Genomic DNA, 26,290 nt, shown 5'->3' with positions numbered 1-26,290 from the left:
GGGCATGCGGATATTATTGACGGGCTGTAGCGGTTTCGTCGGCTCTGCTCTCGGCCCTCGGTTGGTGGCCGAGGGGCACGAGCTCTTCTGCGTGTGCCGGCCGGGAACGTCGGTCGCCTTCGGAACGACCGTGGTTTGGGACGGAGCGGCTTCGATCGAAGCTTCCAGCTTCCCGAAGACGGTCGATGTCGTTGTTCATGCCGCCCAGTCGCGGCGCTATCGCGATTTCCCCGCGGATTCGCGCGAGATGTTTGACGTCAACGTCGGCATGACGATGCGGCTGCTGGATTGGGCGGCTCGGGCGGCGGTCAAGCATTTTTGCCTGCTGTCGTCGGGGGCGGTCTACGAGCCGTTCGCGGCGGCGCTGAGAGAAGATGCCGGCCTGGCGCCCCCCGGCTTCCTCGGCGCGAGCAAGTTTGCCTCTGAAGTCGTTGCGAAGCCGTTCTCCAGCATTCTTTCCTTGAGCATTCTGCGGTTGTTCTTTCCGTACGGCCCGGGCCAGCGCGATCGGCTCATTCCGCAACTGGTACGCAGGATCCGGGACGGTGGGGCGATCCAGCTCTCAGGCGGCACGGAGGGGATTCGCCTCGCTCCCACCTTCATCGACGACATCGTCGAGGTCATCCTTGCGAGCATTGCGTCATCCTGGACGGATACGCTCAACGTGGCGGCTTCCGAGACGCTCTCAATCCGGCAGATCTCGAACACGATAGGTCAGCAGCTCGGCCTCGAACCGAAGTTCGAGATCGTGAACCCGAACACCCCTGGCGTCGATATTGTTCCTGATCTGAGCCGCCTTGCATCTCGTTTGGACTTGCGGCGATTTGTGCAGTTCAAGGAAGGAATTCAAAAGACGATCTCGGCGAGCCCTGTCGACGCGCCGGATCATCGTCTGGCTGAATCGCAACACCGTTAGTGAAGTCCATGACGCTGAAGATTCTGACCATCGTTGGTGCCCGGCCGCAGTTCATCAAAGCCGCGGCCGTCAGTCGCGCGATCCGGGAGACCGACGGGCTCTCGGAAGTGATGGTGCATACCGGCCAGCATTTCGATCCGAACATGTCCGACGTCTTCTTCGAAGAGCTCGACATTCCCAAGCCACGACATCATCTCGATATCAATGGCGGCGGCCATGGCGATATGACGGGACGCATGCTGATGGCGATCGAGCCGATCCTGCTCGAGGAAAGGCCCGACTGGGTCGTCGTCTACGGCGACACCAATTCGACGCTGGCAGGTGCTCTCGCGGCGTCGAAGCTGCACATTCCGGTCGCGCATGTCGAGGCGGGGCTCCGATCGTTCAACCGCCGCATGCCGGAAGAGATCAACCGGGTCGTGACAGACCATCTCTCCGCTCTGCAGCTCTGTCCGACGACGACCGCCGTCACCAATCTCGCCGCTGAAGGCGTGACGGCCGGCGTACATCACGTCGGGGACGTGATGTACGATGCGACCCTGTTCGTGACCGACAAGGCAGAGAAGAGTTCGACGATATTGACCAATCTCGGGTTGGCCTCGAAGACATATGCGCTCGCGACGATCCATCGCGCCGAGAACACCGGCGATCGGCAGCAGCTCCTCGCGGTCGTGCAGTTCTTGCAGGATCAGTCGCGAAAGTTTCCCGTGGTCCTTCCGCTGCACCCACGCACCCGCCAGGCTGCGCTGGCGATGGGGGTCGATCTGGGCGGCTTGAAGGTCATCGATCCGGTGGGCTACCTCGATATGGCGAAGCTTCTGCACAACGCCCTCGAAGTCTATACGGACTCGGGAGGGGTACAGAAGGAGGCCTATTTCCATCGTGTGCCGTGCATCACGTTGCGTGACGAGACCGAGTGGACCGAGACCATCACGCACGGGTGGAACCGGCTCTGGAAGCAGTCGTCGCAGGCGGTTCGGCGCGATATCGACGAGTATGGGACTGGTCGCGCCGCCTACCATGTCGCGCGCCTGTTGAGCTCAGGCGGCCCGCGATAGCCTTGCCGTCGGGAGAGGCCTCCAGCACGGCTTCCAGGGTTGTGGCTTCGCCGCTATGGCGCTATCAGAGGCCCAGTTAGATGGTTTTCAGGCCGATTATCCGTAACAACCCCGTACGAGTGATGAAATGAATTCCGAATTGATCGCGAAGCTCAACGACAGAACGGCCAAGATCGGCATCGTCGGTTTGGGCTATGTCGGCCTGCCTCTGATGCTTCGCTATTGCGAGGTCGGCTACAAGGTGATCGGCTTTGATATCGACCAGACCAAGGTCGACGCGCTTCGCGCCGGCCGCTCCTATATCGAGCATATCTCGAGCGCCAGCATCAAGAATGCGACGGAGCTTGGGTTCGAGCCGACGACCGATTTCTCGCGCGCCCGCGAGGTCGATGCGCTTATCCTTTGCGTTCCGACGCCGCTCAACAAGTATCGCGAACCCGATCTCAGCTTCGTGCTGAACACCACGGAATCGCTGCTGCCGTATCTCCACCAGGGAATGGTGTTGTCGCTCGAGAGCACGACCTATCCCGGTACGACGGAGGAGGAGCTGAAGCCGCGCATCGAAAAGTGCGGCTTCACCGTCGGCAAGGACGTATTTCTCGTATTCTCGCCGGAACGCGAAGATCCCGGCAACCAGAATTTCACGACGCGTTCGATCCCGAAAGTCTGCGGCGGCTGCACGCCGGCATGTCTTGAGGCCGGCATCGCGCTCTATGGTCAGGTGATCGACAAGGTCGTCCCGGTGAGCTCGACGCAGGCCGCCGAGCTGACCAAGCTCCTGGAGAATATCCATCGCTCGGTGAACATCGGTCTCGTCAACGAGATGAAGATGGTTGCCGACAAGATGGGGATCGACATTCACGAGGTGATCCGCGCGGCCGCAACCAAGCCGTTCGGCTTCGTTCCGTACTACCCCGGTCCCGGCATCGGCGGTCACTGCATTCCGATCGACCCGTTCTACCTGACGTGGAAGGCGCGGGAGTACGGCATGCACACACGCTTCATCGAGCTCGCCGGAGAGATCAATTCCTCGATGCCGGACTACGTGGTGTCGAAGATCTCGCTGGCGCTCAATCAGAGGCACAAGTCGATCAGCGGCAGCTCGATCCTGGTTCTTGGCATCGCCTACAAGAAGAATGTCGACGACGTCCGCGAATCACCGTCGGTGGCGCTGATGGAGCGGCTTCGCGATCTCGGCGCCAAGGTGTCCTACAGCGATCCGCACGTCCCCGCGTTCCCGAAGATGCGGGCGCATTCGTTCGATCTGTCGAGCGTCGCGCTCACCGAGGACAATCTGCGGCAATTCGATTGCGTCCTGCTTGCGACCGACCACGACAAGTTCGACTATCAACTGCTCGGCGCGCATGCGCCGCTGCTGGTCGATTGCCGTGGAAAGTTTCCTCAGCCGGCGGACAACATCATTCGCGCCTAGGCGACTGCGCAGGCGCTCCGGCTGCCATTCGCCCAGAACCGCAGCTCTAGGCGGCCTCAGTAGTTGGTCGATGGTCGCTCACCGCGACCGTCGACGCTGCCGTCCGGTCGAAGGCCGACCGCGGCGCGATGTACCAGAGCAGGAAGAGCAGCCCTGTGCCGTTCGTGAGCAGCGCTGTCGAAAGCGGTACGTTGAGGAGAACTTGCGGGAGAAGCCCGGCGGACAGCAGCACGAATTGCGGCGGCAACCCGGACGAGAGACGGTTGCCGAGAGCAATGATCAGGCCGCAGCCCAGCGCGGACACCGGGGCGAGCACGAGGCCGACCGAAGCGATGCCTTCGGTGGCAAACAGCGAAGCGTTGAAAGCACCGAGATCGTAGGACCTGGCCATGACGGCCCATATCGGCTCGTTGTAGGCGCACGCGACCACGAGCTTCACGGCGTTGATCTGGCAGAAATGGGTCAGCGGATGTGCCGAGAAGTAGTTGTTGTAGATTTCGAGGGCGAGTGACGGGATCGCAACCATCCTGGTGTTGACAGTGCCGAAATAGATCAGTCCGGGCTTGAGTGGAAACAGATCGGTCTTGACCAGCACGAACAGGATCATGCCGATCAGGACGGGCAGGAAAAACGACAGTATCGTTGCAACCCTGGCCTCCGCCAGCTTGCAGACGAGCGCGAGAAACAGCAGCCAGACCGGCGCGAACAGCGCCATCTTGGTCAGCATGATTGGGTAGATCAGGAGCATCAGAACGAGCGCGATCCCTGCCTGCCAGAACCGCTTGCTGGTGACGAAGCAGGCAAAGGCGAGCGGCAACAGGGCGTTTGAGACGATCCAGACCGCATATCGTAGGATGCCCGGCAGCGCGACCTCCGCGCGATATTTGTACATCTCGTTGAGATCGACCAGCTTGAGGTTGTAGAGGGCGCCGATGCCGATGATCACAGCTGAGGCGATCAGGATGACGGAAGGCATCATGTAGAAGGCGCGGGCCGGCATGACGACAGCCTGCCGCATCGGCGAGGTGATAAACAGCGTGGGGACAAGGAAGGCGAACGCCGAAAGCACGATCGAGATGAGCGCCAGGCGGTGATCGTAGTCGAGCAGCGAGAACTCGATCAGCCAGAGATATCCCAGGATCATGATGTAGAAATAGAAGCCGACGAGATAGCCGAAACTGAAGCGGCCGATTGCGAACAGGATGACGACGGGACTGAACACCAGAACGTTCAGGATCGCAGATGTCAGGTGCGATTTGTCGAAGCCGATGACGCCCGGGAAAGAATCTGTGATCGTGATGCAGTACAGCGAAATGCAGCAAATCGCGACGTGGGCATAGGCGAGCAGGGCAAGCCTGGCTTGGCGCCAGCCCAAATCCGGCTCCAGCTGCATGAGGCGATGGTTCATTCTCATTTGCCGCCGTACCGGGCTCCGCGTTTGGACTGTCTCGTTGGTGATCGTCGTATTCGGCCAGGCTGGGTCCGAATAATCGCCGCACGATGACGCCTCCTGTGTCCAACGACATGGCACGGCGCTGCTAGGACGACAAGGATAGGCTGGTGCTTCATGCCGCTTTTCCTGCCCGGTGATCCGGGGCGGCATTGCCTTGAGCAACAAATCCGCCGCGGGTCGTGCCGTCCGATCGGGGCAAGGCCTTGCCTTATCCCGCGTTTTCTGGGTAATGGACGCTATGCTGCGGCTCGCAAGGCCGCTTGTTCCCTCGGCTCTTCGGCTGGCTGCAATGGCTGGTCACGAGACAAGACAGGGCCTGTCGCATGATCAGATTTGGCCTGCTCGGGTGCGGGCGTATCGCCAAGCGCCATTCCGATCTCTTGGGTGGCAATCACATCGCGGGAGCGAGCCTGGTTGCAGTTTGCGATCCGCTTCGTGCGCGTGCCGATGCGATTGCCGGGAAGTTCGCCATTCCCGCCCACTACGACATGGACGAGTTCCTGGCGCGCAAGGATATCGACGCCGTTGCCGTGCTGACGCCGAGCGGGCTGCATCCCGCGCATGTGATCGCCTGCGCCAGGGCCGGCAAGCACGTCGTGGTCGAGAAACCGATGGCGCTGCGGTTGCAGGATGCCGACGACATGATCCGGGCCTGCGACGAGGCCGGCATCAAGATGTTCATCGTCAAGCAGAACCGCTTCAACGTGCCGGTGGTCAAGGCGCGCGAGGCGCTCGATGCCGGTCGCTTCGGCAAGCTCATCCTGGGGACGGTCCGGGTGCGCTGGTGCCGCGACCAGGCCTATTACGACCAGGACGATTGGCGCGGCACCTGGGCCTATGACGGCGGCGTGCTGACCAATCAGGCGAGCCACCATGTCGATATGCTGGAGTGGTTCTTCGGCGACGTGGTGAGCGTGCATGCGCGCGCGACGACGGCGCTCGCCAACATCGAAACCGAGGACACCGCCGTCGCGACGCTGAAGTTCCGCAACGGCGCGCTCGGGGTCATCGAGGCGACCACCGCGGCGCGCCCGACCGATCTCGAAGGCTCGCTATCGATCCTGGGCGAAAAGGGCACGGTCGAGATTTCCGGTTTCGCGGTCAACCAGATCCGGCACTGGCGCTTTGTCAACGAGCTGCCGTCGGACAAGGACGTCGTGGAGAAGTTCTCGGTCAACCCGCCCAACGTCTACGGCTTCGGCCATCAGGCCTACTATCATCATGTGGTCGATTGCCTGGAGAATCAGCGCGCGGCGCTGGTCGACGGGCTCGAGGGCCGCAAGAGCCTGGAGCTGATCTCGGCGCTCTATGAGTCGATCGAGACGGGAGAGGAAGTTGCGCTGCGCTTCACGCCGCGGTTGAGCCGGCTGGGTGTCGTTTCGTGAATCGGCCGGAAGTGCATCAGGCCGGCGTGCGCGATGTCGCGTTCGGCGAACGCGTCAAGATCGTCGAGCCCTGCAATCTCTACGGCTGCACGCTCGGCGACGACTGCTTCATCGGGCCTTTCACCGAAATCCAGAAGGGCGTGGTGGTCGGAGCACGCACCCGCGTGCAATCGCATGCCTTCGTCTGCGAGCTCGTCACCATCGGCGAGGACTGCTTCGTCGGGCACGGCGTGATGTTCGTCAACGACACGTTCTCCACCGGAGGCCCGGCGCGCGGCCGCAAGGAGCTGTGGCGCGAGACGGTGATCGGCAACCGGGTGTCGATCGGCTCCAACGCCACGATCATGCCGGTCAGGATCGTCGACGACGTCGTCATCGGCGCAGGGTCTGTCGTGACCAAGGACATCACGACATCAGGCACCTATGCCGGCAATCCGGCGCGCCGGCTGCTGGCGAGCCAATAGGGGAATATCGATGCCGGTGCCGTTTGCCGACCTGCAACTGCAATACCAGTCCATCAAAGGCGAGATCGATGCCGCGATCGCCGGCGTGATCCGCGACAACGCGTTCATCCGCGGCAGCTATGTCGACGCCTTCGAGCGCGAATTCGCCGCGGCTGCGCAGGTCGCTCATTGCGTATCCTGCGCCAACGGCACCGATGCGCTTTACCTCGCCATGCGCGCGCTGAAGGTGAAGCCGGGCGACGAGGTGATCACGACGGCGCATTCCTGGATCTCGACTGCGGCGATGATCACCCATTCCGGCGCCACCGTCGTGTTCTGTGACACCGACGACGCGACGTTCACGATCGACCCGGCTGCGATCGAGGCCGCGATCACGCCGCGCACGGTCGGCATCATCCCGGTGCATCTGTACGGCCAGCCAGCGGATATGGACGCGATCATGGCGATCGCGCAGAAGCACAAGCTCTGGGTGATCGAGGATTGCGCCCAGGCCCATCTCGCACGCTACAAGGGCCGCATGGTCGGAACGTTCGGCGAGGCCGCGACCTATTCATTCTATCCCGGCAAGAATCTCGGCGCGATGGGTGATGCCGGCGCGGTCGTCACCAACGATGCGGCGCTCGCCCAGCAGATGGCGATGCTGGCGCGCCATGGCGGGTTGGTGAAGCACCAGCACCACATCGAGGGCGTCAACAGCCGGCTCGACGGCATGCAAGCCGCGATCCTCTCCGCCAAGCTGCCGCATCTCACCGCATGGACCGAGGCCCGGCAGGCCGCAGCCGAGGTCTACGACGCCGGCCTCAACCAGATCGAGGACGTCGTGGTGCCCGAGGTGGCGCCGGCGCGCAGCCACGTCTACCACCTCTACACGATCAGGCATCCGCGCCGCGACGCGCTCGCCGCGCATCTCAACGCCAATGGCGTGCAAACTGCGATCAACTACCCCACCGCGCTGCCGTTCCTGCCGGCCTATGCTCGGTTTGGCCATCGGCCGGAGCAATTTCCCAACGCGCATCGCGATCAGGGCCAGATTCTCTCGCTGCCGATCTTCGCCGAGATCACGCGCCAGCAGCAGGACGAAGTGATCGACCTGGTTCGGAAGTTCTGATCGAGGTCATCAACCTCGCTGCAGCAGAGGCTTCAGGAACAGCTCGAGATTGGAGCCTGAGAACAGGTACCCCTTCAGGCCAGCCGCGCGCGCCGCCTCAAGATCCCTTTGCTGGTCGCCGACCAGAAAGCTTCGTTCGAGATCGACTGGAAAACGCTCCAGCAGGTCATTGATCATGCCCGGCGAGGGTTTGCGGCGATGGCTGACTTGTCGATATCGTTCCACGATTCCCTCAGGATGGAAGGGGCAGTACTCGAAGGCGTCGATATGGGCGCCGACCCTCCCGAGTTCGTCCGCCATCCAGTCGTGGAGCCGCCGGACCTGCGCTTCTTCGTAAAGACCTCTTGCGACGCCTGACTGGTTCGTCACGACAAACGCAAAGTAGCCCATGTCGTTGACGGCCTTCACGGCCTCGCGCGCGCCGTCAATCCAGACCAGCTTGTCGCTTTCGAAGAGGAAACCGATGTCCTTGTTCAGGACGCCGTCCCGATCGAAGAAAACCGCTGGCCTTGGCGCTCGATCTGCTGGTGCGCTGCTCATGAGGTGATGATCTGCTTGTCTCCGCGAGGCACGAGCTCCCTCAATAGTTCACAAAGTCGCGGGCGACAATGTGGCCTGGATCAATGTTGCGGGGTTGTCGGCCTATCGCTCGTCGGCGATCACCTTGCCGTCGTTCGGCAGCGAGCCTGCGCCGACCAGCTCGACGGTGCCGCCGAGCTTGGTGACCGCGCGCAGCGTCGCCGCAACCTCGCCCTGTCGGGCATTGGACGGCGAGCCGCATTCGGCTTTCAGCGTCATCGCGTCAGCCTCGCCGGCGCGCGTGACGACGAGGCGCAGCCGTCCGAGCTCGGGATGGCGCTTGCCGATCTCTGCGATCTGCTCGGGGCGCACGAACATGCCCTTGACCTTGGTGGTCTGGTCGGCGCGGCCCATCCAGCCCCTGATGCGCATGTTGGTGCGTCCGCACGGGCTCGCACCGGGCAGGGCGGCGGTCAGATCGCCGAGCGCGAGGCGGATCCACGGATGATGCGGATCGAGCGAGGTCACCACGATCTCGCCGACGTCACCGGGTGCAACCGGATCGCCGGTGCCGGGCTTGACGATCTCCAGGATCAAATCCTCATTGACCGTCATCCCCTCGCGCGCCGGCGTCTCGAATGCGATCAGGCCGAGATCGGCCGTGCCGAAAGCCTGATAGGCCTCGACGCCGCGCGATTTCATCTCCTCCTGCAACGATTTCGGAAATGCGGCGCCCGAGACCAGGGCGCGCTTGATCGAGGACACGTCGCGGCCGCCTGCTGCGGCGGCGTCGAGCAGGATCTTCAGGAAATCGGGCGTGCCGCTATAGCCGACCGGGCGATAGGCCTCGATCAGCTCGAATTGCTGCTCGGTATTCCCTGGGCCAGCCGGTATCACCGCGCAGCCGAGCGCCCGCGCTGAGGCGTCGAAGATGAAGCCGCCGGGGGTGAGGTGATAGCTGAAGGTGTTGAGAACCACGTCCCCCTCGCGAAAGCCCGCCGCAAACAACGCCCGCGCGCCGCGCCAGGGGTCCGCTTGGCGGCCTTCGGGTTCGAAGATCGGTCCGGGCGAGGTGAACAGCCGAGCAAACGAGCCGGGCTTGTCGGCCACGAAGCCGCCGAAGGGCGGGGCGGCCTTGTGCAGGGCTGGGAGTTCCGATTTGCGCAACACCGGCAGCCCCGCCAGCGTCTGCCGGCTGGTGATGGAGGCGGGGTCGGTGCCCCTGAGGAGGTTGGCATAGGCGGGCGCCGCCATCGCCCTGCGCAGCACATCCGGCAGCCGGGCGAACAGGGCGGCCTCGCGCTCGGCCGGCTCGCGCGTTTCAAGGGCATCGTAATGGTCGGTCATGGCAGGTCCTTGAGAGGATTTGCACAGGTGGCGTGCCGGTCCGCCCGTGCTATCAGACGGTGACCGCTGACATTGGGACGGTTCCAGGGAGCACGATGGCTGAGGCAGAGAGCGTTGCGGCGGACGGGGCCGCCGACGTCGTCGCGAGGTTGAAGCACCGCATCATCGACCACGCCTTGCCGCTGTGGTCGACGGTCGGCTGGGACGGCACGGCCGGCGGCTTTGTCGACCGGCTGCATCAGGATGGGACAGCCGACAACGCCGCGCCGCGCCGCCTGCTTGTGCAGGCGCGCCAGATCTATTGCTACGCCAAGGCGGCCCAGATCGGCTGGTATCCCGAGGGCCGCGCGATCGCGCTGAAAGGGCTGGACTACCTGCTGGCCAAGGCCAAGGCGCCGGATGGCAGGCCTGGCTTCGTCTTCAGCCTGACGCCGGACGGCGGCGCGCATAACCCGCTGCGCGACACTTATGGCCATGCCTTCGTGCTGCTTGCGCTGGCGACCGCCTATGGCCTCGACCAGGACGCCCAGATCCGCGCCGAGATCGACGCGCTGCTGTCGTTCCTCGACACCCAGCTGCGCTCGCCCCATGGCGGCTTCCAGGAAGGCCTGCCGCCGTCGATGCCGCGCCGGCAGAACCCGCAAATGCATCTGTTCGAGGCGATGATAGCCTGCTTCGACGCAACTCACGATTTGTCGTTCCAGAACCGTGCCGGCGATTTCTTCGCGCTGTTCCTGGCCAATCTCTACGACAAGCAGACGCACACCCTCGGCGAATATTTCGAGGAGGACTGGTCGAAGATCCCGCCGGTCAGCGTCGAGCCCGGGCACCTCGCGGAATGGGTCTGGCTGCTGAAGGGATTTGAACGGATCACCGGTTGCCCCACGGGGCGCCCGCGCGGCGAGCTCTTGGCCTCTGCGCTGCGCTACCGCGACGCCACCGGCTGCCTGATCGACGAGGGTGATACGGAGGGCAACATCCGCCGCCACAGCAGGCGGCTTTGGCCGCAGAGCGAGCTGGCGAAGGCCTGGATCGCGCAGGCGGAGTCGGGCGAAGCTGGCGCTGCGGACGAGGCCCGCGCGGCGCTGGTGCTGCTGGAGCGGTACTATCTCAGCCATCCCGTGGCCGGCGGCTGGTACGACCAGTTCGACCGCGAGGGCGCGTCGCTGGTCGCCACGATCCCGGCGTCGTCGTTCTACCATGTGCTCTGTGCGGTCACTGAGGCCGAGCAGGTGCTCGGATAGAACCGCCTTCCTGGTCTGACGCGTTTTCTGCACACGCAACTCCGCCCGAAAACGCTCGATATCCTCACAGCCAGCGCTTGCGCCGCTTGAAGCTCTTCAGGTTCTTGAAGCTCTTGCGCTGGTCGCCGGCGCCGCCGAGGTAGAATTCCTTGACGTCCTCGTTGTCGCGCAGCTCGTCGGCGGAGCCGTCGAGCACGACCTTGCCCTGTTCCATGATGTAGCCATGGCTCGCGACCGACAGCGCGGCGCGGGCGTTCTGCTCGACCAGCAGGATCGTGACCCCGAGATCGCGGTTGATTTCCTTGATGATCGCGAACACTTCCTTGACCAGCAGCGGCGACAGCCCCATCGAGGGCTCGTCCATCAGGATCATCTTCGGGCGCGCCATCAGTGCGCGGCCGATCGCGAGCATCTGCTGCTCGCCGCCGGAGAGGTAGCCGGCGAGGCCGGTGCGCTCCTTCAGGCGCGGGAAATATTTGAACACCATGTCGATATCGGCCGAGACCTCGCGGTCGCGCCGGGTGAACGCGCCGAGCCGCAGATTCTCCAGCGATGTCATGTCGGCGACGATGCGACGGCCTTCCATCACCTGGAAGATGCCGCGGCGGACGATCTTGTCGGGATCGATGCCGTTGATGCGCTGGCCCTCGAACAGGATCTCGCCGCGGGTGACTTCGCCGTCCTCGGTCTTGAGCAGGCCGGAGATCGCCTTCAGCGTGGTCGACTTGCCGGCGCCGTTGGCGCCGAGCAGCGCCACGATCGCGCCCTTCGGCACCTCGAGGCTGAGGCCGCGCAGCACCAGGATGACGTCGTCATAGACGACCTCGATGTTGTTGACGCCGAGCAGTGGCGGCGGCGGGACTGCCGTCGGCACCGGGCGGGTCGCTTCGAGGGTTTCGTTCATGGTCTCGATCACTCTCCACGGTCGTCACCCGCGTTTCGTACGCAACTGCGCGCTAGAGCGGGTGACCCAGTATTCCAGAGACGCCGGCGATCAATCGAGAGGCCGCGGCGGACTGGATCCCCCGCTTTCGCGGGGGATGACGATTGTTGTCGAGGCTGCGCTGGTGGCAGCCTCACGGCCTTACCAGCCAAACCATTCCGGCTTGCGCGGCAGTTCGACGGTCTTCACCTTCTCGAGCTTGATCGTGCCCTTGCCCATCAGGTCGTTGATGTCGCCGTCGGTCGCGCCCGACACCTTCGAGCGATAGAGGTCGACCTTTGTCGTCGGGCGGTGATCCTTCTCGGTCCAGGTGGAGGGATTGCAGACGCCGTCCATGCCGGCCGGCACCCAGTCCTTCTTCTGGTAGAAGCCCTTGGCGACGTTCTCGCCGGTGGCGCCGCCATTCTTGGCGGCCCAGTCGAGCGCTTCCTTCAGATAGAGCGCGCTACACACCGCCGCGATGTAGTGCACGGGGCGATAGACCTTGCCCGATGGGTCGGACATCTTGGAGATTTCCATCACCGTCTTCATGCCGGGCGCGTTGCCGCCCCAACTCACCGCGGTGCGCAGCGGGAAGATCACGCCGTCGGCGGCATCGCCGGCGGTCTTGGCGGCGTTCTCATCCATGCCCCAGACATTGCCCAGGAACTGGACGTCGACGCCGGCGGTCTTGCAGGCCTTCAGCACGGAGATGTTGGAGGCAGCCGTATTGCCGAGATAGGCGTAGTTGGCGCCGGAGCTCTTCAGGCTCAGGCACTGCGCCGAGTAGTCGCCGGGTGAAAGCGCAAACACCAGCGGCGGCAGCACCTCGAAGCCGAGTTCGGTGGCGAGCGCTTCGCCGGCCGCCTTCGGTGCGTTCGGATAGGGATGGTTGGCGCCCATGTGGACGAATTTCGGCTTGCCGGACTTGCCCTTGGCCTTCCAATCCTCGGCGGCCCAAGTCAGCATCGCGCGCATCGCGTCCGAATAGCTCGGGCCGTAGAAGAAATTGTACGGCGCCGGCTTGGCCTTGCCGCTGGTGCCTTCCGGATCGGTCAGCGCGGCGGCGTAGGAGCCGGAGATGTCGGGGATCTTGTCCTGTGCGAGAAAGCCGGTCAGCGCCTCGGTGTCCGCCGTGCCCCAGCCCATGATCGCCGCGACCTTGGCGTCGGATGCCGACCACTTCTTGTACAGCGCGATCGCGCGCGGCACCTGGTAGCCATAGTCGTTGCTGTCGACGCTGAGCTGCTTGCCGCCGACGCCGCCGTTCTTGTTGACCCAGGCGAAGGTGTCGACCACGCCCTGGCCATAGGGCGTTCCGACATCGGAGGTGCCGCCCGAGAGGTCCTGCAGATGGCCGATGGCGATCTGCGCCTGCGCGGTGGCGGCCGCGCTGCTGACCAGCAGCGCAAGCGAGACCGAGCTCAAAAGGGATCTAATCGTCATTGTTGTTTCCTCCTGCTTTTATTCGTTGAACCGAATTTGAGTTGTTCCAGGCGTCAGTGCGAGAACGGATAGAGCTTCCAGTAGGCCTTGATCTGCCGCCAGCGATGCGCGAGGCCGTCCGGCTCGAACATCAGGAAGCCGATGATGATCAGGCCGATCGCGATCTCGCGCAGGAAGGTGATGTTGTTGTTGAGCTGCAGCGCCTTGTCGATGGCGCTGCCCTTCAGCCAGGCGCTCAGCCATTCCATCGATTCCGGCAGCAGCACCACGAAGGCCGTGCCCATCAGCGTGCCCATCACCGAGCCGGTGCCGCCGATGATGACCATCGCCAGGAACAGCACCGAGCGTTCGATGCCAAAGCCTTCCTGGGAGACCACCAGCTGATAGTGCGCGTAGAGCGCGCCGGCGATGCCGGCAAAGAAGGCGGCAAGTCCGAACGACAGCGTCCGGTACTTGGTCAGGTTGATGCCCATGATCTCGGCGGAGAGATAGTGATCGCGGATCGCGACCAGCGCGCGACCGTCGCGAGTGCGCATCAGATTGGTGACCAGCAGATAGCTGATCACCATGTAGGCGAGCACGACGTAGAAATACTGCCGGTCGCCGCGTAGCGTGTAGCCGAAGATCGAGAACGGATTGGCGCTGGCCGGCACCGAACCGCCCGAGAACCAGTCGGCGCGCGAGAAGAAGTCGAGCAGGATGTACTGCGCGGCGAGCGTTGCGATGACGAGGTAAAGCCCCTTCAGCCGCGCCGCCGGCACGCCGAACACCAGGCCGACCAGCGCCGTGATCACGCCGGCGAGCGGGATCGCGAAGAACACCGGGATCGGCGCGTTGTTGGAGATGTAGGCCGAGGTGAAGGCACCGAACAGGAAGAACGCGGCGTGGCCGATCGAGATCTGGCCGGTGAAGCCGACCAGCACGTTGAGGCCGAGCGCCGCGATCGCGAAGATGCCGATCTGGATCGCGATCGAGAGCAGGTAGTTGGACAGCAGCATCGGCGCAAAACAGGCGAGCGCGATGCCCAGAATCGCGAAGTTGCGGCTGGTCGCGGTCGGGAAGATTGTGGTGTCGGCCGCGTAGCTGGTGCGGAAATCGCCCGACGGGATGAGGGTGCTCGTTGCCATTGATCAGACCCGCTCGATGTCTTTGGTGCCGAACAGCCCGTACGGCTTGATCATCAGGATGATGATCAGGACGTAGAACGGCGCGATCTCGTACAGATTGCCCCAGTGCAGATACTCGCTGTCGACATACTGGGCGACGTTTTCCAGCAGCCCGATGATGATGCCGCCGAGCACCGCGCCGCCGACCGAGTCGAGGCCGCCGAGGATCGCGGCCGGAAACACCTTGATGCCGTAGGTGGAGAGGCCGGACGACACGCCGTTGACCACGGCGACCACCACGCCGGCGACTGCCGAAACGGTAGCCGAGATCGCCCACGCCATTGCGAACACGCTCTTCACGGAGATGCCGAGCGACTGTGCGACCTGCTGGTTGAAGGCGGTGGCGCGCATCGCGAGGCCGTATTTGGAGGCACGGAAGAACCAGGCCATGCCGACCATCATGGCAAGCGAGACCACGAGGCTCATGACATAGACAGTCTGGATCTGCAGCCCGAACAGGCTGACCGATTGGCTCTGGAACACGCGCGGGAACGGCTGCGGGTTGACGCCGAAGATCCATTTCAGCGCGGCCTGGAACACGGTCGAGAGCCCGATCGTCACCATGATCACCGAGATGATCGGTTCGCCGATCATCGGCCGCAGGATCACGACCTGGATCGCGATGCCGAAGATGAACATGAACACCAGCGTGATCGGCATGCCCACCCAGAACGGCACCTGGTACTTCGTCAGCAGCGCCCAGCACACCCAGGCGCCGACCAGCAGCAATTCGCCCTGCGCGAAGTTCACGACCTGCGTCGCCTTGTAGATCAGCACGAACGACATCGCGACCACGCCGTAGAGCGTGCCGACCACGAGGCCATTGACGATCAGCTGGATCAGGAACTGGATGTTCATGTGATGTCGCCAAATTTGCAGATCGTCATCGCCGGGCTTGACCCGGCGATCCATCGCGAATGAAGACCCTTGCGAAGGGGATGGATGCGCGGGTCAAGCCCGCGCATGACGGCCGAATATGCGGATCGAGCGGCTTGAATGGTCATTCCGCAGCCTCCGCGATCACGGCACGGCCGAGATCGACGACCTCGAGCGTGGTGCGGACGCGCTGCGTGGTGCCGTCCTGGAAGCGGATCACGGTGTCGACGGGGATGTTGGCCTTGCCGCGGTAAATCGCCTCGATGATATCGGCATATTTTTCGTTGATGACGCCGCGACGGACCTTTCGGGTCCGCGTCAGCTCGCCGTCGTCGGCATCGAGCTCCTTGTAGAGCAGCAGGAAGCGCGAGATGCGTTGCGCGGGCGGCAGGGTGGCGTTGACCGTCTCGACCTCTTTCTTCAACAGCGCGTAGACCTCGGGCCGCGAGGACAGGTCGGTATAGGTCGTGAACGAGATCCGGTTCTTCTCCGCCCATTTCGAGATGATCGAATAGCGGATGCAGATCATCGCGGCGAGCGCTTCGCGGCCGGCGCCGAGCACGACCGCCTCAGCGACATAGGGCGAGAACTTCAGCTTGTTCTCGATATATTGTGGCGAGAAGCGCTCGCCACGCGAAGTCTCGGCGAGGTCCTTGATGCGGTCGATCACAACAAGCTGCCGGTTGTCGTTGTAGTACCCGGCGTCGCCCGAGTGCATCCAGCCGTCGTTGATGTCGGCGACCGATGCTTCGGGGTTCTTGTAGTAGCCGTGGAACATGTTCGGGTGCCGCACCACGATCTCGCCGACGCCGTTGACGTCGGCATTGTCGATGCGGATCTCGATGTTGTCGGCCATCGGAACGCCCGTGGTATCGGGATCGACCTTGCCTTCGGGATGCAGCGTGTAGGCGCCGAGCAGCTCGGTCTGGCCATACAGCGTGCGCAGCGGCACGCCCATCGCCTGGAAGAACTTGAAGGTATCCGGTCCGAGCGCCGCGCCGCCGGTTGCCGCCGAGCGCAGCCGCGTGAAGCCGAGCCGGTCGCGCAGCGCACGGAACAAGAGCTGGTCGGCGAAGACAGAGTGCTTGCCGTCGGCGAGCGCCGCAAGCCCGGTTTTCATGCCGAGCTCGTAGAGCCGCTGCTTGAACGGCGAGGCATCCATCACGCCGGCGCGGACGTCGGCCGCGATCGATTCCCAGACCCGCGGCGCGAACAGCACGAAGGTCGGCGCGATCTCGCGGAAGTCGTTCATCATCGTCTCGGGCTCTTCGACGAAGTTGACCTTCATCCGGGAGAGCAGCGCTTTGCCCAGCGCGTAGATCTGCTCCATGATCCAGGGCAGCGGCAGCACCGAGACATATTCGTCGTCCGGCCCCTTCGGATCGAAGGCGAGATAGGTCGCGCAGTGCCGCAGCACGCGCCCGGCCGAGAGCATCGCAAGCTTCGGATTGGCTGTCGTGCCCGAGGTCGTGCAGAGGATTGCGACGTCCTCACCGCGTGTGGCGTCGACCAGCCGCTCGTACAGCCCGGGCTCGCGCGTGGCGCGGTCGCGGCCCAGTGCGACGAGCTTGCTCGCCTCCATCAGCCGCGGATCGTCGTATTTCCGCATGCCGCGCGGGTCGGAATAGACGATGTGCTTGAGATTGGGCACGCGGTCGGCAAGGCCGAGCAGCTTGTCGACCTGTTCCTCGTCCTCGGCGAAGACCAGCTTGGCCTCGCCATAGGTCAGGAGATAGGAGGCTTCCTCGTCCAGCACGTCGCGGTAGAGGCCGAGGCTCATCGCGCCGATTGCGTGGCTGGCGATTTCGGCCGCGACCCAGTCCGGCCGGTTGTCGCCGATGATGCCGATCACGTCGCCGCGGCCGAGGCCGAGCTCGACCATGCCGAGCGCGAAATCATGGGTGCGCGTCTGGTAGTCGCTCCAGGTGAATTCGCGCCACAGCCCAAGATCCTTCTCGCGCAGCGCGATCTCGCCTCCGTGCTCCCTGGCGTTCAGGCGCAGCATCTTGGGAAAGGTGTCGGCCTGCGCGGCCCGACCGGCATAGTCCATCATGCCGCGCTCTCCCGCACCGCCGGCTTGTCGTCGGGATCGACCAGCACCTCGTCCTCTTCGCCGAGATAGGCGCGCTTGACATGGGGATCGGCCAGCACGGCCGCCGGATCGCCCTCGGCGATCTTGCGGCCGAAATCCAGCACCATGACACGGTGGGAGATGTCCATCACGACGCCCATGTCGTGCTCGATCATCATGACGGTCATGCCGAACTCTTCGTTGAGATCGACGATGTAGCGCGCCATGTCTTCCTTCTCTTCGAAGTTCATGCCGGCCATCGGCTCGTCGAGCAGGATCAGCTGCGGCTCCAGCGCCATCGCGCGGGCGAGCTCGACGCGCTTGCGCAAGCCGTAGGGCAGGGTGCCGGCGGTCGCCTTGCGCACCGACTGCAGATCGAGGAAATCGATGATCTCCTCGACCTTGCGGCGGTGCTCCAGCTCCTCGCGGCGCGCGCCGGTCAGCCAGTACAGCGATCCCGTGATGAAGTTGTTCTTCAGCAGGTGATGGCGGCCGACCATGATGTTGTCGAGCACGCTCATATGGTGGAACAGCGCGAGATTCTGGAAGGTCCGGCCGATGCCGAGGCGGGGCCGCGCGTTCGGGGTAAGGCCGGTGATGTCCTGGCCGCGATAGAACAGCTGGCCTTCGGTCGGCCGGTAGCGGCCGGAGATGCAGTTGACGATCGAGGTCTTGCCGGCACCGTTCGGGCCGATGATGGAGAACAGCTCGCCCTCGTTGACGCCGAAGCTGACTTCGGTCAGCGCGCGGACGCCGCCAAAGCGCAATGAGACTCCGCGCACCTCGAGACTGTTAGCCACCCTGTTCCCTCCAGATACGGGCGCTTTGGCGCGCTCTTCATCTTCGCTTCGATCTGACTTCGATCCTACATGGGCCGCCGGAGGGAGACCATCCGACTAATGAAGCCGGCGTTCGGGAGCATCGCTCGCCCCGATCGCCTGCGTCATGCGCGGTAACGCCGCACCCCGCCTGCAAGCCTGTCTCTCGCGTCGTCCGCGGTCAGCGATCCATCAAGGGGCTGCACGCGGCGTTAGGCGAGGTGGCTCTGAATACGAGAAAGCGATAGGTTGAATTGTCATGTGCCCGACAATTGGTCAGGAATTTTCGCTGGCATTGCAGGAAGCGGGTTCCTGGCTTCGCGCACGGCGTTGCTGCGGTGCAATATCGTGTCAGTATCTTGGGGTGGGATGCCGTCGCCAGAATGATTGCTGCTGATTACCTCAAGCGCATCGCGGCCTGGTCGCGCGAACTGAGCGAGCAAGAGATCGAGATCGCGCGCGCCGGCATTTCCGAGAAGTCCTACCGCGCCAACGAATTCATCTTCATGCGCGGCGACAATTTCCAGTACTGGACCGGCATCGTCACCGGGCTGGCGCGGATGGGCATCGTCTCGCGCGGCGGCAAGGCGGCGAGCTTCGCAGGCCTCACGGCCGGCGCCTGGTTCGGCGAGGGCACCGTGCTCAAGAACGAGCTGCGGCGCTACGACGTGGTCGCACTGCGCGACACGCGCCTCGCGATGATGGATCGCCGCACCTTCGTCTGGCTGTTCGAGAACAGCGTCGGCTTCAACCGCTTCCTGGTGGGACAGCTCAACGAGCGGCTCGGCCAATTCATCGCGCTGCTCGAATCTGGCCGCACGCTGGACGCCACCGCGCGGCTGGCGCGCTCGATCGCCTCGCTGTTCAACCCGATTCTCTACCCCGAGCTCACCTTGCACCTGGAGATCACCCAGGAGGAGATCGGGGCGCTGTCGGGTATCTCCCGGCAGAACGCCAACCAGTGCCTGAAACGGCTCGAGCGCGAGGGCCTGCTGCGGCTCGAATATGGCGGGGTGACGATCATCGAGCTCGACCGCCTACGCCACTACGGGGAGTGACCGGCTCGGGGCCGAACGACGCCACTTTTCGAGGCTCTAAAGCGCGATGAGATCGATCGCGCTTTAGCTTCTTGTTTGGGCATGATCTTTTCGGAAAACCACTTCACACTTTTCCGGATCCTGCCTTAAAGTCCTGATTTCAAACGATTATGCCATTAGACTTGAAGCAGGCCGGATGCTACAGACCGGCCTCGTCGGGACCGCGCGGTTTCGCGCTCTCTGGAGATGACATGGCGGTTAAGGATTCGGCGGCTCAGGACTCAAAGCGGCGCGTTGCGCTGATCACCGGCATCACCGGGCAGGACGGCGCGTATCTCGCCGAATATCTGCTCGGCCTCGGCTATACCGTGCACGGGATCAAGCGCCGCTCGTCCTCGTTCAACACCGCGCGCGTCGATCATCTCTACCAGGATCCGCATGCCGGCAACGTGCCATTCCTGATGCACTACGGCGACATGACCGATTCGACCAATCTGATCCGGCTGATGCAGCAGATCCGGCCGACCGAGATCTACAACCTCGCCGCCCAGAGCCACGTCCAGGTCAGTTTCGAGAGCCCGGAATACACCGCCAACGCCGACGCCATCGGCGTGCTGCGCCTGCTGGAGGCGATCCGCATCCTCGGCATGGAAAAGGAGACCCGGTTCTACCAGGCCTCGACCTCGGAGCTGTACGGGCTCGTGCAAGAGGTGCCGCAGAAGGAGACCACGCCGTTCTATCCGCGTTCGCCCTATGGCGTCGCCAAGCTCTACGGCTACTGGATCACGGTGAACTACCGTGAGGCCTACGGCATGTTCGCCAGCAACGGTATCCTGTTCAACCACGAAAGCCCGATCCGCGGCGAGACCTTCGTGACGCGCAAGATCACCCGCGCCGTCGCCCGCATCGAGGTCGGTCTCGAGACCAAGCTCTATCTCGGCAATCTCGATGCCAAGCGCGACTGGGGCCACGCCCGCGACTATGTCGAGGGCATGCACAAGATCCTGCAGGCGGACGAGCCCGGCGACTTCGTGCTCGCGACCGGCGAGACGCGGTCAGTCCGCGAGTTCGTCGAGCTGGCGTTTGCCGAGGTCGGCCGCAGCATCGAATGGCGCGGCGAGGGCGTCGCGGAGGTCGGCGTCGACAAGGCGACCGGCAACACCCTGGTTCAGATCGACCCGGCCTATTTCCGTCCGACCGAGGTCGATCTTCTGATCGGCGACGCCAGCAAGGCGCGCGCCAAGCTCGGCTGGGCGCCGAAGACGCCGTTCGCGCAACTGGTGAAGGAAATGGTCGCCAGCGATCTCCTCGAGGCCAGGCAGGATGCGGCCAATGGCAAGCACGGCGTTTGAACTGAAGGGCAAGACGGTTTTCGTTGCCGGCCATCGCGGTATGGTCGGCTCGGCGCTGATGCGCCGGCTGGCGCGCGAACAAGCCGATCTGCTGACCGTGTCGCGCGGCGAGGTCGATTTGCGCGACCAGTCCGCGGTCAATGCCTGGTTTGCCGCGAAGCGGCCGCAGGCCGTGTTCCTCGCCGCCGCCAAGGTCGGCGGCATCGTCGCCAACAGCACGCTGCGCGCCGAATTCCTCTACGACAATCTGGCGATCTCGACCAACGTGATCCAGGCGGCCCATGCCAATAGCTGCGAGAAGCTGATATTCTTCGGCTCGTCCTGCATCTATCCGCGCCTCGCGCCGCAGCCGCTGCGCGAGGATTCGATGCTGACCGGCCCGCTGGAGCCGACCAACGAGCCCTATGCCATCGCCAAGATCGCCGGCATCAAGATGGCCGAAGCCTATCGCAGCCAGTATGGCGCCGATTTCATCAGCGTGATGCCGACCAATCTCTACGGTCCCGGCGACAATTATCATCCCGAATACAGCCACGTCGTCGCCGCGTTGATCCGCCGCTTCCACGAGGCCAAGGTCGCCGGTGCAGGCAGCGTCGTGGTGTGGGGCACCGGCACGCCACGCCGCGAATTCCTCTATGTCGACGATCTCGCCGACGCCTGCATCCATCTGATGAAGACCTATTCCTCGCCGGAGCTGGTCAATATCGGCACCGGCGAGGACATCACCATCGCCGAATTCGCCCGCGTGGTCGCCGCGACCGTCGGCTATCGCGGTGAGATCAGCTTCGACACCTCGCGCCCGGACGGCACGCCGCGCAAGCTGCTCGACGTCAGCCGGCTCGCCAAGCTTGGCTGGCGCGCCACGACCTCACTCGAGGATGGCATCAAGCTCGCCTACCAGGCCTATCTGAACGAGATCAAGCAGGCGGCGGAATAGAATTCGACTGCTTCCACGCCGTCATTGCGAGCGCAGCGAAGCAATCCATCACGCCGCTGCGGAGCAATGGATTGCTTCGTCGCTTCGCTCCTCGCAATGACGCTTTTGGCCATCACCTCCCTGCCGTCCGTGGCGGAGCTTTCGCCAGCGCCGTCGCCATCGCCGAGATCAGCGGCTTCATGAAGAACGCATCGTTCGCCGGGTAGATGTCGGTGGATAGGCCGTAGGTCTTCAATTCGTCCGACACCACGGGCCCGACGGAGGCGATCGGGGTCTGCTTCAGGCCCTCGCGCAATTGCGCCTCGCACCGATGCGCCTGCGCCACCTCGATCAGGCGTCGAACCTGACCTGAACTGGTCAGCGCGATCGCATCGATGCGGCCTTGCGCCATTTCCTCGATCGCGGTCACGATGTTGGCGTCGGCGGCTTGCGCGTCATAGACATAAGGCAGCACCGTATCGACCTCGGCGCCCTGCGCCTTGATCGCGCCGATCAGGGTGGCGTGATCCTTGTCCGGATAGAGCTGCAGGCCGAGCCGATGGCCGCTCAGGTCGAGCTGCGACAGCATCTCGGCGACGCCTTCCGAGGTCGGCTTCTCCGTCGTCATTTGCGGCTCCAGTCCGATCTCGCGCAGCGCGCGGCCGGGCTTGGGGCCGCGGGCGAATTTGCGCGTCTTGCCGAGGCCCGTGACAAACTCCGCCTCGACCCCGATCCGGCGCACCACCTTCATCAGCCGGCGCAGGCCTTCGCCGGTCATCAGCACGAGGTCGTAGAGCGGCCGCTCGATGGCGCGGCGAATCCAGGCCTCGATCGGCGCCGGGTCCGGCGCGTCGTGGATGGTGAACATCGGGCATTGCAGCACGTCGGCGCCCTGCTCGGCGAGCAGGCGGGAAAACTGCGCCTCCTCGCGCGTCTCGAGGATCAGGATGCGGTAGCCGTTCAGCCGGTCAGCCATGATGGTCCCTCACAAACATTGTCGTCATTTGTTCGATTTGACCCCCGCGCCGGGATTGGCGCAAGGCCGCCTGCGGTGTAGACGGAGGCCGAAAATGAACGTTCCACGCATCTGCTCAAGCTTTGGTCAATTGGCATGCCCGACCATCAATTCGTTCTGACCCTGTCCTGTCCGGATCGGCCGGGGATCGTCTCCGCGGTCTCGACGTTTCTGGCGCATAATGGCCAGAACATCCTGGACGCCCAGCAGTTCGACGACATCGAGACCGGCAAGTTCTTCATGCGCGTGGTGTTCACCGCGGCCGATCTCGCGGTCGGGCTGCCGGCGCTGCAGACCGGCTTTGCCGCGATTGCCGAACGGTTCGGCATGGAATGGCAGATGCGCGATCGCGCCAGCCGCCGCCGGGTGATGCTGCTGGTGTCGAAGTCCGATCACTGCCTGGTCGACATCCTCTATCGCTGGCGCACCGGCGAGCTCGAGATGATCCCGACCGCGATTGTCTCCAATCATCCGCGCGAGAGCTACGGTTCGCTCGATTTCGGCGATATCCCGTTCCATCATCTGCCGGTGACCAAAGAGACCAAGCGGCAGCAGGAAGACGCGGTCTGGAAGCTCGCCCAGGACACCAATACCGACCTCGTGGTGCTCGCCCGCTACATGCAGATCCTGTCGGACGAGATGTCGGCGCGGCTGTCGGGCCGCTGCATCAACATCCATCATTCCTTCCTGCCGGGCTTCAAGGGCGCCAAGCCCTACCACCAGGCGCATGAGCGCGGCGTCAAGCTGATCGGCGCCACCGCGCATTACGTCACCAGCGATCTCGACGAGGGGCCGATCATCGACCAGGACGTCGAGCGCATCAGCCATCGCGACACGCCCGAGGATCTCGTGCGCAAGGGCCGCGACATCGAGCGCCGCGTGCTGGCGCGGGCGATCCGCTACCATCTCGCCGACCGCGTCATCCTCAACGGGCGCAAGACCGTGGTGTTCGTGGACTGATCCGCAGGGTTCACCCCGGTTGCCGCGCTTTGACGGCGATGGTGTCGAGCTGCATCGAGGTGCTGCATGAAACTCATCCACATGAGCGACATCCATCTGACGGTACCAGGGAGGACGATCTTCGGCCGTGATCCCCTGGGCAATTTCGAGCGTGCGCTCGATCAGGTGCTTGCCGATCATCGCGATGCCGAGCTCATGGTGATCTCGGGCGATCTTTCCGATCTCGGCGACCTCGCCGACTATCAATTGTTGCGCGAACGCCTGAGCCGGTTTCCGATCCCTACGCGGCTTTGTATCGGCAACCACGACCATCGCGAGACGTTTCTCGGCGTGTTTCCCGAATGCGCCGACGCGGACGGTTTCGCACAGGGCGTTTACGACGCCGCGTTCGGCCGTTGCCTGCTCCTCGACACCTATGAGCCGGAGACGGCCGCCGGCAGTTTCTGCGAGAGGCGGCAGGCCTGGCTGCGGCGGCAGCTATCGGAGCATGACGGTCCGTTCTTCCTGTTCATGCATTACAATCCATTCCCGACGCATATCGCCCCGGTGGACCGGATCGGCCTGCTCGACGATGCCGCGTTCCGGTCGATCGTCGCGAAGCACCGGAGCAAGATCCGGCACATCTTCTTCGGTCACTGCCACATGGTGCTGAGCGGTTCGGTTGCCGGTGTCCCCACGACCTCGCTGCGCGGAACGAACCACGCCAGCTATCCCGTGTTCGCGGAGGTCTTGACCGTCGCCGATCTGCCGGAGTCCTATGGCGTCGCGTTCATCGGCGCGGACTACGTCACCGTGCATATGGTGGAGTTCGGCTACCGCGGCGACATCCTCAGCGAGGATTCGCCCAGCCAGGCAGTCATTGGGTAGCGTTCTGCGCCGGCGCCGCCGGCTTGGCGTCGTCGCCGCGCTCCGCCGCCGGCATCAGGCGCTTGCGTTCCCGCTCCTGCATGAACTTGTCGTATTCGGGGGTGCCCGCCCGCGGCGGCGCGTCTGCGGGCAGACCGCCGGCCCAGGCCGGAATGGTGTCGGCCATGCCGGCCGAGACCTTTTGGTTCACACCGCTGCATCCCCCGAGCGCGCAGGCCGCGAACGCCAAGGCAATCAGGACAGGGATGTGGCGTGTGAAGATCGGCATTGGCGGCAGCATACAGCCCTGATCTTTATGGATGATGACCTCAGGCGCGACCGTTCGGCTGCAATTGTGCTTGTTTCTTGACATTGGCGATTGATTTGCACGATCGTACAAATCAATCGAGCCAACGGAGGTCTGAGCGCGCGAGTTCTGTTCTCGTGGGGGCGTTGAGTTTCGGGGAATGATTCTGGTATCGTGATACTTGTTTCTGCGGCTGGGCCAAACCGCGGCGCGTGGGATACACGTCCATCGTCCGATTGACAGAGGGCGCAGGGAAACGCCTTGTCGCGTTGCGGCTCGGCTGTGACATGCTTGGGTTTAGGTAAGGCAAGGGCCGGGCACTCGGCTCGACGCAGAAGAATGGAAGGGGGAGGGACGTCGATGTTCAATCGTCGCAGGATATTGCTGTGGGGCGCCGCTTCGGCCGTGCTTCCGGGATTGTGCGCCAGCGTGCCGGCGTGGGCGGAAGACTCCGTCAAGATTGGCCTGATCCTGCCGATGACCGGCGGTCAGGCGTCGACCGGCAAGCAGATCGATAACGCCATCAAGCTCTACATGCAGCAGAAGGGCGACACCGTCGCCGGCAAGAAGATCGAGATCATCCTGAAGGACGACGCCGCGGTGCCCGACAACACCAAGCGGCTCGCGCAGGAACTGATCGTCAACGACAAGGTCAATTTCATCGCCGGCTTCGGCGTGACGCCCGCGGCGCTCGCCGCGGCGCCGCTGGCGACGCAGGCCAAGATTCCGGAAGTCGTGATGGCCGCCGGTACCTCGATCATCACCGAGCGTTCGCCTTATATCGTGCGCACGAGCTTCACGCTGGCGCAGTCCTCCACCATCATCGGCGACTGGGCGGTCAAGAACGGCATCAAGAAGGTCGCGACGCTGACCTCCGACTACGCGCCGGGCAATGACGCGCTGACCTTCTTCAAGCAGCACTTCACCGCCGGCGGCGGCGAGATCGTGGAAGAGGTCAAGGTCCCGCTTGCCAATCCCGACTTCGCGCCGTTCCTGCAGCGCATGAAGGATGCCAAGCCCGACGCGATGTTCGTGTTCGTGCCGGCCGGGCAGGGCGGCAACTTCATGAAGCAATATGCCGAGCGCGGGCTCGACAAGAGCGGCATCAAGGTGATCGGCCCCGGCGACGTGATGGACGACGACCTGCTCAACAACATGGGCGATGCCGCGCTCGGCGCGGTGACGGCGCATCTCTATTCGGCGGCGCATCCGTCCGCGATGAACAAGGATTTCGTCGCCGCCTACAAAAAGGCATACGGCAACCGCCCGGGATTCATGGCGGTCAGCGGCTATGACGGCATCCATCTGATCTACGAGGCGCTGAAGAAAACGGGCGGTGCGACCGATGGCGACAAGCTGATCGAGGCGATGAAGGGCATGAAGTGGGAGAGCCCGCGCGGCCCGGTCTCGATCGATCCGGAAACCCGCGACATCGTGCAGAATATCTATATTCGTAAGGTCGAGAAGGTCGACGGCGAGCTCTACAATGTCGAGTTCGCGACCTTCGAGGCCGTCAAGGATTCCGGCAAGACCAAGAAGTGACGCGCGAAAGCGCGTCATCCCGGGGCGCGCATTAGCGCGAACCCGGGATCTCGAAATTATTGCAGAAGATTTCGGGTTCAACGCTACGCA

Annotated in this window: 24 protein-coding genes; 13 read left to right on the top strand and 11 right to left on the bottom strand. The window is 63.8% G+C overall.

Going from position 1 to position 26,290, the window contains the following annotated elements; all coding sequences use genetic code 11:
* The first annotated feature begins 64 nt into the window (after positions 1-64).
* The 3 genes from HU230_RS20530 (at position 65) to HU230_RS20520 (ending at position 3,406) form a co-directional block, all read left to right on the top strand.
* On the top strand, positions 65-916 hold the full coding sequence (locus tag HU230_RS20530; RefSeq protein ID WP_234633880.1) for an NAD-dependent epimerase/dehydratase family protein: 852 nt from the start codon (positions 65-67) through the stop codon (positions 914-916).
* An 8-nt stretch (positions 917-924) separates the two neighbouring features.
* The gene (gene wecB, locus HU230_RS20525; protein ID WP_176530122.1) at positions 925-1,974 is read left to right on the top strand and encodes a non-hydrolyzing UDP-N-acetylglucosamine 2-epimerase; all 1,050 of its coding nucleotides are present in this window, start codon (positions 925-927) and stop codon (positions 1,972-1,974) included.
* A gap of 127 nt (positions 1,975-2,101) precedes the next feature.
* Positions 2,102-3,406, top strand: coding sequence for a nucleotide sugar dehydrogenase (locus tag HU230_RS20520; protein ID WP_176530123.1), 1,305 nt, complete (start codon positions 2,102-2,104; stop codon positions 3,404-3,406).
* 46 nt (positions 3,407-3,452) lie between these two features.
* Here HU230_RS20520 and HU230_RS20515 read toward each other — a convergent pair whose 3' ends face one another.
* A complete protein-coding gene (locus HU230_RS20515) occupies positions 3,453-4,814 on the bottom strand; it encodes a hypothetical protein (protein WP_176530124.1) in 1,362 nt (453 codons plus the stop codon).
* Between the two features lie 368 nt (positions 4,815-5,182).
* On the opposite strand from HU230_RS20515, the gene HU230_RS20510 reads away from it, so the two are divergent.
* The 3 genes from HU230_RS20510 to HU230_RS20500 are packed head-to-tail and all read left to right on the top strand — an operon-like array spanning position 5,183 to position 7,816.
* Positions 5,183-6,244 carry a Gfo/Idh/MocA family protein gene (locus HU230_RS20510; protein ID WP_176530125.1) on the top strand — a complete coding sequence of 354 codons (1,062 nt, stop codon included), beginning with the start codon at positions 5,183-5,185 and terminating at the stop codon, positions 6,242-6,244.
* Complete coding sequence (locus tag HU230_RS20505) at positions 6,241-6,708, top strand: acyltransferase (RefSeq protein WP_176530126.1); 468 nt, start codon at positions 6,241-6,243, stop codon at positions 6,706-6,708. The genes HU230_RS20510 and HU230_RS20505 overlap by 4 nt, the downstream gene beginning before the upstream one ends.
* A 10-nt stretch (positions 6,709-6,718) precedes the next feature.
* Positions 6,719-7,816, top strand: a complete 1,098-nt coding sequence (locus HU230_RS20500) for a DegT/DnrJ/EryC1/StrS family aminotransferase (protein WP_176530127.1) — start codon at positions 6,719-6,721, stop codon at positions 7,814-7,816.
* A gap of 9 nt (positions 7,817-7,825) precedes the next feature.
* On the opposite strand, the gene HU230_RS20495 is transcribed toward HU230_RS20500, so the two are convergent.
* Positions 7,826-8,356 (bottom strand): D-glycero-alpha-D-manno-heptose-1,7-bisphosphate 7-phosphatase, encoded by a 531-nt coding sequence (locus HU230_RS20495; protein ID WP_176530128.1) that lies wholly within the window; start codon positions 8,354-8,356, stop codon positions 7,826-7,828.
* Positions 8,357-8,458: 102 nt separating this feature from the next.
* Positions 8,459-9,682: a phenylacetate--CoA ligase family protein gene (locus HU230_RS20490; protein ID WP_176530129.1), complete on the bottom strand. Its 1,224-nt coding sequence runs from the start codon at positions 9,680-9,682 to the stop codon at positions 8,459-8,461.
* Between the two features lie 95 nt (positions 9,683-9,777).
* On the opposite strand from HU230_RS20490, the gene HU230_RS20485 reads away from it, so the two are divergent.
* Positions 9,778-10,926, top strand: coding sequence for an AGE family epimerase/isomerase (locus tag HU230_RS20485; RefSeq protein ID WP_176530130.1), 1,149 nt, complete (start codon positions 9,778-9,780; stop codon positions 10,924-10,926).
* A 64-nt stretch (positions 10,927-10,990) separates the two neighbouring features.
* On the opposite strand, the gene HU230_RS20480 is transcribed toward HU230_RS20485, so the two are convergent.
* The 6 genes from HU230_RS20480 to HU230_RS20455 form a co-directional block, all read right to left on the bottom strand.
* Positions 10,991-11,830, bottom strand: a complete 840-nt coding sequence (locus HU230_RS20480; RefSeq protein ID WP_176530131.1) for an ABC transporter ATP-binding protein — start codon at positions 11,828-11,830, stop codon at positions 10,991-10,993.
* 180 nt (positions 11,831-12,010) lie between these two features.
* Positions 12,011-13,294, bottom strand: coding sequence for an ABC transporter substrate-binding protein (locus HU230_RS20475; protein WP_176530132.1), 1,284 nt, complete (start codon positions 13,292-13,294; stop codon positions 12,011-12,013).
* A 53-nt stretch (positions 13,295-13,347) separates the two neighbouring features.
* Positions 13,348-14,421, bottom strand: coding sequence for a branched-chain amino acid ABC transporter permease (locus tag HU230_RS20470; protein WP_173637664.1), 1,074 nt, complete (start codon positions 14,419-14,421; stop codon positions 13,348-13,350).
* Positions 14,422-14,424: 3 nt separating this feature from the next.
* Positions 14,425-15,318 carry a branched-chain amino acid ABC transporter permease gene (locus tag HU230_RS20465; protein WP_176530133.1) on the bottom strand — a complete coding sequence of 298 codons (894 nt, stop codon included), beginning with the start codon at positions 15,316-15,318 and terminating at the stop codon, positions 14,425-14,427.
* 142 nt (positions 15,319-15,460) lie between these two features.
* Positions 15,461-17,389 carry a long-chain fatty acid--CoA ligase gene (locus HU230_RS20460; protein WP_176530134.1) on the bottom strand — a complete coding sequence of 643 codons (1,929 nt, stop codon included), beginning with the start codon at positions 17,387-17,389 and terminating at the stop codon, positions 15,461-15,463.
* Positions 17,386-18,207: an ABC transporter ATP-binding protein gene (locus HU230_RS20455; RefSeq protein WP_106328397.1), complete on the bottom strand. Its 822-nt coding sequence runs from the start codon at positions 18,205-18,207 to the stop codon at positions 17,386-17,388. Before HU230_RS20455 ends, HU230_RS20460 begins: the two co-directional genes overlap by 4 nt.
* A 401-nt stretch (positions 18,208-18,608) precedes the next feature.
* On the opposite strand from HU230_RS20455, the gene HU230_RS20450 reads away from it, so the two are divergent.
* The 3 genes from HU230_RS20450 (at position 18,609) to fcl (ending at position 21,551) form a co-directional block, all read left to right on the top strand.
* A complete protein-coding gene (locus HU230_RS20450) occupies positions 18,609-19,283 on the top strand; it encodes a Crp/Fnr family transcriptional regulator (protein ID WP_176530135.1) in 675 nt (224 codons plus the stop codon).
* A 230-nt stretch (positions 19,284-19,513) separates the two neighbouring features.
* Positions 19,514-20,614 carry a GDP-mannose 4,6-dehydratase gene (gene gmd / locus HU230_RS20445; RefSeq protein ID WP_176530136.1) on the top strand — a complete coding sequence of 367 codons (1,101 nt, stop codon included), beginning with the start codon at positions 19,514-19,516 and terminating at the stop codon, positions 20,612-20,614.
* The gene (fcl, locus tag HU230_RS20440; RefSeq protein WP_275949092.1) at positions 20,595-21,551 is read left to right on the top strand and encodes a GDP-L-fucose synthase; all 957 of its coding nucleotides are present in this window, start codon (positions 20,595-20,597) and stop codon (positions 21,549-21,551) included. Before gmd ends, fcl begins: the two co-directional genes overlap by 20 nt.
* 112 nt (positions 21,552-21,663) lie before the next feature.
* Here the strand turns inward: fcl and HU230_RS20435 are convergent, their stop codons facing one another.
* Positions 21,664-22,506: a uroporphyrinogen-III synthase gene (locus tag HU230_RS20435; protein WP_176530137.1), complete on the bottom strand. Its 843-nt coding sequence runs from the start codon at positions 22,504-22,506 to the stop codon at positions 21,664-21,666.
* 135 nt (positions 22,507-22,641) lie between these two features.
* On the opposite strand from HU230_RS20435, the gene purU reads away from it, so the two are divergent.
* Together purU and HU230_RS20425 are read left to right on the top strand one after the other, a co-directional pair.
* On the top strand, positions 22,642-23,505 hold the full coding sequence (gene purU, locus HU230_RS20430) for a formyltetrahydrofolate deformylase (protein ID WP_173637658.1): 864 nt from the start codon (positions 22,642-22,644) through the stop codon (positions 23,503-23,505).
* A gap of 66 nt (positions 23,506-23,571) precedes the next feature.
* Positions 23,572-24,372 (top strand): phosphodiesterase, encoded by an 801-nt coding sequence (locus HU230_RS20425; protein ID WP_176530138.1) that lies wholly within the window; start codon positions 23,572-23,574, stop codon positions 24,370-24,372.
* Here HU230_RS20425 and HU230_RS20420 read toward each other — a convergent pair.
* The gene (locus HU230_RS20420) at positions 24,362-24,562 is read right to left on the bottom strand and encodes a hypothetical protein (protein WP_371821781.1); all 201 of its coding nucleotides are present in this window, start codon (positions 24,560-24,562) and stop codon (positions 24,362-24,364) included. The two genes, HU230_RS20425 and HU230_RS20420, sit on opposite strands and share 11 nt — an antisense overlap.
* 456 nt (positions 24,563-25,018) lie before the next feature.
* On the opposite strand from HU230_RS20420, the gene HU230_RS20415 reads away from it, so the two are divergent.
* Positions 25,019-26,200, top strand: coding sequence for an ABC transporter substrate-binding protein (locus HU230_RS20415; RefSeq protein WP_176530140.1), 1,182 nt, complete (start codon positions 25,019-25,021; stop codon positions 26,198-26,200).
* Positions 26,201-26,290 lie beyond the last annotated feature (90 nt).

It is taken from the genome of Bradyrhizobium quebecense, assembly GCF_013373795.3.
Taxonomy (GTDB): Bacteria; Pseudomonadota; Alphaproteobacteria; order Rhizobiales; family Xanthobacteraceae; genus Bradyrhizobium; species Bradyrhizobium quebecense.
Note: the sequence above shows the minus strand (reverse complement) of the source record. Positions and strands in the feature narration are given on the sequence as shown.

Bases quoted from the DNA above. Each gene is read 5' to 3' on its own strand.
- wecB (WP_176530122.1), top strand. From the start codon at position 925: ATGACGCTGAAGATTCTGACCATCGTTGGTGCCCGGCCGCAGTTCATC.
- HU230_RS20520 (WP_176530123.1), top strand. From the start codon at position 2,102: ATGAATTCCGAATTGATCGCGAAGCTCAACGACAGAACGGCCAAGATC.
- HU230_RS20515 (WP_176530124.1), bottom strand. From the start codon at position 4,814: ATGAACCATCGCCTCATGCAGCTGGAGCCGGATTTGGGCTGGCGCCAA.
- HU230_RS20510 (WP_176530125.1), top strand. From the start codon at position 5,183: ATGATCAGATTTGGCCTGCTCGGGTGCGGGCGTATCGCCAAGCGCCAT.
- HU230_RS20500 (WP_176530127.1), top strand. From the start codon at position 6,719: ATGCCGGTGCCGTTTGCCGACCTGCAACTGCAATACCAGTCCATCAAA.
- HU230_RS20495 (WP_176530128.1), bottom strand. From the start codon at position 8,356: ATGAGCAGCGCACCAGCAGATCGAGCGCCAAGGCCAGCGGTTTTCTTC.
- HU230_RS20490 (WP_176530129.1), bottom strand. From the start codon at position 9,682: ATGACCGACCATTACGATGCCCTTGAAACGCGCGAGCCGGCCGAGCGC.
- HU230_RS20485 (WP_176530130.1), top strand. From the start codon at position 9,778: ATGGCTGAGGCAGAGAGCGTTGCGGCGGACGGGGCCGCCGACGTCGTC.
- HU230_RS20480 (WP_176530131.1), bottom strand. From the start codon at position 11,830: ATGAACGAAACCCTCGAAGCGACCCGCCCGGTGCCGACGGCAGTCCCG.
- HU230_RS20475 (WP_176530132.1), bottom strand. From the start codon at position 13,294: ATGACGATTAGATCCCTTTTGAGCTCGGTCTCGCTTGCGCTGCTGGTC.
- HU230_RS20470 (WP_173637664.1), bottom strand. From the start codon at position 14,421: ATGGCAACGAGCACCCTCATCCCGTCGGGCGATTTCCGCACCAGCTAC.
- HU230_RS20465 (WP_176530133.1), bottom strand. From the start codon at position 15,318: ATGAACATCCAGTTCCTGATCCAGCTGATCGTCAATGGCCTCGTGGTC.
- HU230_RS20460 (WP_176530134.1), bottom strand. From the start codon at position 17,389: ATGATGGACTATGCCGGTCGGGCCGCGCAGGCCGACACCTTTCCCAAG.
- HU230_RS20450 (WP_176530135.1), top strand. From the start codon at position 18,609: ATGATTGCTGCTGATTACCTCAAGCGCATCGCGGCCTGGTCGCGCGAA.
- gmd (WP_176530136.1), top strand. From the start codon at position 19,514: ATGGCGGTTAAGGATTCGGCGGCTCAGGACTCAAAGCGGCGCGTTGCG.
- fcl (WP_275949092.1), top strand. From the start codon at position 20,595: ATGGCAAGCACGGCGTTTGAACTGAAGGGCAAGACGGTTTTCGTTGCC.
- HU230_RS20435 (WP_176530137.1), bottom strand. From the start codon at position 22,506: ATGGCTGACCGGCTGAACGGCTACCGCATCCTGATCCTCGAGACGCGC.
- purU (WP_173637658.1), top strand. From the start codon at position 22,642: ATGCCCGACCATCAATTCGTTCTGACCCTGTCCTGTCCGGATCGGCCG.
- HU230_RS20425 (WP_176530138.1), top strand. From the start codon at position 23,572: ATGAAACTCATCCACATGAGCGACATCCATCTGACGGTACCAGGGAGG.
- HU230_RS20415 (WP_176530140.1), top strand. From the start codon at position 25,019: ATGTTCAATCGTCGCAGGATATTGCTGTGGGGCGCCGCTTCGGCCGTG.